Here is a 5,473-nt window from a genome sequence, read left to right as displayed (position 1 = left end):
GCGTACTACTGGAAAAATACAATCGGGGATGTAGCAGAGCGTCCTAATAACATCAACTTCTGGTCAACGGCAAACCGTGGCGAGAAAGGGGCTGCGCTAACACAAAACCAATCGGGCGGTTTAGGTTTCTATGAATACTTCCAATTGGCGGAGGATCTCGGTTCGGAGCCGCTGCCCGTTGTTAACGTAGGCATGGTAGAGCAATTCCTCGTAGGTGGTCCTAACACACCGCTGAATCAAATTCAACCATTCATTCAGGATGCGTTAGATCTCATCGAGTATGCCAATGGCGATATTTCCACAGAATGGGGCGCTAAGCGCGCTGCTGCCGGACATCCGGCTCCCTTCAATTTGAAGTATATGAGCCTTGGCAACGAACATTGGGGACAGGATTATTATGATCGATATCCGTTGTTCTACGATGCGATTAAAGCCAAATATCCGTATATGAATCTCATTTTTTCAACGGGCGGCAGTGCAGATGTTGCCGCAGGCTGGAATTGGATGAACGACCCAAGTAAAGGGAAGGGCAGAGCCGAAGTCATCGATGAGCATTATTACACGAATGCCTCCTTTATGCTGAACAATACGAACAGGTACGATAGTTACGACCGTAATTCCAAACAGGTATTTGTAGGCGAATATGCGGTTAAAAATGATGCTGGCGCCGCCAATAATGGCGATGGCAATACAGGCAACTCGATGAAAGGCGCGCTTGCCGAAGCGGCGTACATGACCGGTTTAGAGCGCAATGGGGACATTGTGAAGTTTGCTTCTTATGCGCCAACTTTTGCTAAGTTGGGAAGCGCAGGAGGAAATACATACACACAATGGTGGCCAGATCTCATTTTCTTTAATAACTCACAAGTCTATGGAACGACGTCCTATCAGGTTCAGAAGATATTTAGCAGCAACACGAGCAAAAGCTCTTATGTACTGCCTAGCACACTATCCAAACCTAACGCGAGTGCCCTAGCAGGTGTTTACTCGGCTGTCAGCAAGGACCTTGCAACTGGTGATATTGTTGTGAAACTAGTAAACAATTCTAGTGCTGCGCAAAACACTCGTATCCAATTGGACGGGATCAATGCAGCCAACCTGTCTCTAGAAGGAACGGCAACGGTACTTGCCGCTAACGCTTTGACGGACGAGAACTCGTTAGCGAATCCGGCAAAAGTTGCCCCGCAAACAAAGGCTATCTCTGCCGTAAGTCCACTTTTTGACTATAGCTTGCCTAAATATTCGGTGACGGTTTTGCGGTTGCACACGACAGGTGAGAATCCACTCGACATTCTTAGTATTCCTTGTATCACCTTGGATGCTGTTGTAAACAAAGCACCGAAATTACCGACTTCCGTAACAGCGATACTTAAAAATGGCACGACAACGAAAGTAGCTGTTACCTGGGATCCAGTGGATGTTTCAAAGTTCGCTACAATAGGCAATGTATTTATCGTAAATGGTGTAGTTCCTAGTACATCTGAGAAAGCGATGGCGATCGTAACGGTTATTGGAACGCCAACATTAACAAGCATTGATCCAGTTGCTGTCTCCACCAGGGCGGGAGTAGCACCGTTCTTACCAAGTACTGTGAAGGCTAACTATTCCGATCAGAGCAATGATTTTGTTGGGGTCACATGGGAGCAGCCTGACCCAGCGAAGTATGCGCAAGCAGGAACTTTCACGGTGGAAGGAACTGTTGCAGGTACGGAGCTAAAAGCCGTAGCGAACGTGACCGTAACGCCAGGACCGGCGGCAGGAACCGATTTGATGCTCTGGTACAAATTTGACGAAGGCAGCGGAACGACGCTAACGGATTCGTCAAATAAAGGGAATACCGGCACGTTGAAGACGACTACGGGTGGATCTGCTGCTTGGGTAGCAGGTGGCCATGATGGCGCAGGATTGAACCTGAACGGCGGCAAAATTGACGCCGGTACCAGCCGGGATTTGCAGCCGGCGGATATTACGGTTTCCTTCTGGTTCAAGCGCACAGCCAGCATTAGCGGTGAACAAGTTGTCGCATGGTTCAAGCCGAATGGCAATTATGCGGGTCAAGGCTTCTTCATCACACTCAATGGCGCAATTGTCATGATGATTGACGGGACGAACTTATTCAAGGTCGCTCAAACACCGAATGTCTTTTTCCCATTAAATGAATGGACGCATGTTGCGTTTACCTTTAACTCCGTTACCAAGCAAAGCGCTATTTACAAAAATAGTGTAGCCCAGCAGGTAGTGGTTGAGGGAGCTCTGAACAGCATTACGCCAACTAACGACCCTAAATTAATTGGCGTTAGCGGTTATTCGGATGGCGCACCGTTAAAAGGTGGAGTAATGGATGATTTCCAAATTTATAGTCTGGATAAGAGTCCACAAGAAGTTCAGAACATTTATCAAGGGAAGCAAATCGCAAGCATCAACGAAATCAACGTAACGACGGAAGCGGGAACAGCTCCTGTATTACCATCTGTGGTTACAGCGGTGTATAGCGACTCCTCAACATCGCTCGTAAATGTCACATGGGATGCGGTTGATCCAGCCAACTATGCACAAGAGGGCTCATTTGCCGTCAATGGTGCAGCCCAAGGAACAACTGTCAAAGCAAAAGCGAATGTTACTGTCGTTTCAGCAGGTACTACGGCAGCTTCATTAACGGGCCCTGCTTCCGTTGGCAGTTCTCAGAATTTTGATCTGAGCATTGGGGTGAATAAACTACGTACCAGCTTCACGACATTGAATTTGGTGCTGAATTACGACCCAAGCAAAGTACAATTCGACACAAAAACGAATAGCAACGGCACTCTTTCCTTGGCAGACCACGTGCTCAGCGCTGTGAAATCTAATTTCCGAGTGTTGGATACAGGTGTAAAAGCGGATAAAGGCCAAATTATGATCCTTATGGCTGGTGAAGGTAGCAATAACGAAGTCAGCGAGTCTGGTCCGCTGTTAACCGTTCACGCTCGTGCTCAAGCAGTCAGTGAGACGGTAACAACCAGCGTCTACATCTCCGATTTTGAAATATCGAAAGACGGTGTAGGTAGAACGGTTGAAGGCGCCACTCATGCCTTCCAAATCACAGTAGACACTCAAAACGTGGATACATCGGCGCTGAACGCCGCAATTTCACAAGCACAAGGCAAGCTTGATACTACAAAAGAAGGCACAAAAATCGGTATGTATCCGGTAGCAGCGAGAACAGCCTTGCAGGCAGCTATCAGCAGTGCTCAAGCGATTGCTAACAGCTCATCCTCGCAAAATCAAGTGGATGCAGCGGTAATCACTTTGCAAGCAGCCGTACAAACCTACTCGGCCACATTCATTACATTAATACCGGGTGAAACAAGTATTACTTTGAATGACTTGTCCTTAATTTCTAAGTATTACGGAACGAGGTCTACAGATGCCAACTGGCCCCTAATTGAGAAAGCCGACATCTATAACAGAGGCGTTATTGACATTCAGGTGCTGGCGGCAGTGGCCAAAATGATTCTGGATGACTGGTTAAACCAGGAATAATTCATCGCAGTTTATCGCAGCAAGGCAGACCTGTCATCCTTGGATGGCGGGTCTCGCTGTTATTTCTATGAATCACATTATGAAAGCAGAGGGGAACTCTCACATGACTTTGTCCATTGCAAGACCTGTTCCATTGAAACAGATTCAGATTACGGATGATTTCTGGTCCGAGTATATTCGTTTGGTTCGTGAAGTCGTTGTTCCTTATCAATGGGAAGCGTTGAATGATCGAATTGAGGGTGCAGAGCCAAGCCATGCGATGAAAAATTTTAAAATTGCAGCTGGCTTGGAGACTGGCGAATTCTATGGCATGGTGTTTCAGGACAGTGATGTTTCGAAGTGGCTTGAAGCTGTAAGTTATTTATTGGAGACAAGTAAGGACCCAGAGCTGGAACAATTGACGGATGAAGTCATCGATATTATTGCCAGGGCGCAGCAGAAAGATGGTTATTTGAACACCTATTTTACGCTCAAAGAGCCTGAGAACAGATGGACGAATCTAGCTGAGTGCCATGAGTTGTATTGTGCAGGTCATTTCATTGAAGCAGCCGTTGCTTACTACAAGTCGACAGGGAAAGGTAAGGTTCTTGATGTGGCTTGCCGTCTAGCCGACTGCATAGATCAAGTATTTGGGCCAGGTCCAGATAAGTTGAATGGGTATGACGGGCATCAAGAAATTGAATTAGCGCTTGTTAAGCTGTACAATGTCACACAGAATGAGACCTATTTGCGATTAAGTCAGTTTTTTCTGGACGAAAGAGGGAAAGAGCCGAGCTTTTATGAAATGGAGTACCATCGCCGGAATGAGAAGGTCCATTTTCCAGCGTTAGATATCGTTCATGATCGTGCTTACAGTCAAGCTCATAGACCGATTCGAGAACAAGACACAGCAGAGGGGCATGCGGTTCGCGCTGTTTATATGTGCACGGGGATGGCCGATGTAGCGGCGGAAACAGGGGATGCTGAACTTCTTGATGCTTGCCGTCGATTATGGAGAAATATTGTCAGTAAACGTATGTACATAACTGGGGCAATTGGTTCGATGGAGTATGGCGAGGCATTCTCGCTTGACTATGATCTGCCTAACGATACAGCTTATGCGGAGACTTGCGCCTCGATTGGCTTGATTTTCTTTGCTCAGCGCTTGCTGCAAATTGAGGCAAAAAGCGAATACGCGGATGTCATGGAGCAAGCCCTCTACAATACCGTTATCAGTGGTATGTCACGCGACGGGAAACGGTTTTTCTATGTCAACCCATTAGAGGTATGGCCGGATGCCATCGGTAAGAATCACACGGTGAACCATGTGAAGGCAGAGCGGCAAGGATGGTTCGGATGTGCTTGTTGCCCGCCGAATATTGCTCGCTTGCTCGCTTCGTTAGGTCATTATGTGTATAACGTGCAAGGGAGAACGATTTACGCGAACCTGTATATTGGCAATCAAGCAACCCTGGATATCGAAGGACAGCAGGTCAAGCTGGAGCAACAGTCGCAATTTCCTTGGAATGGGCATGTACGTTTTCGTGTAGATGTTGAGCAGGAGACCGAGTTCACCTTGGCACTGCGAATACCGAAATGGTGCCGAGAAGCGAAGTTGATTGTTCAAAATGAACCTGTTTCTCTTACTGATATTTGTGTGAATGGTTATGCCTACATCGATAGAAAGTGGCAGCCAGGAGATCAAGTTGAACTTGATTTGTCTATGCCGGTCCATAGGATGACGGGTCATCCTCAGGTGCGTGAAACGATCGGGAAAGTTGCGCTTCAACGTGGACCGCTGGTGTATTGTATAGAAGAAGCTGACAATGGCCCGAACTTGCATCAAGTTCTGTTGCAGCGGCAGCCGGAATATGAGATTCAATTTGAGCCAGAAGTTGTAGGCGGCCTTCAGACCATTACCGTGCCTGCCAATCGGTTAGAATCCAAGGAATGGGGAGACCACTTGTACATGGAC

2 protein-coding genes are annotated in these 5,473 nt (G+C 47.3%); both read left to right on the top strand.

Annotated features, from left to right (window positions below; translation table 11 throughout):
- A partial coding sequence (locus tag AC1DUA_RS21540) for an Ig-like domain-containing protein (protein ID WP_477501723.1) occupies positions 1–3,519 on the top strand: 3,519 nt, incomplete at its 5' end.
- A gap of 103 nt (positions 3,520–3,622) precedes the next feature.
- A partial coding sequence (locus AC1DUA_RS21535; protein ID WP_477501722.1) for a glycoside hydrolase family 127 protein occupies positions 3,623–5,473 on the top strand: 1,851 nt, incomplete at its 3' end.

The sequence above is a fragment of the Paenibacillus sp. 01T422 genome (assembly GCF_056398785.1).
Note: the sequence above shows the minus strand (reverse complement) of the source record. Positions and strands in the feature narration are given on the sequence as shown.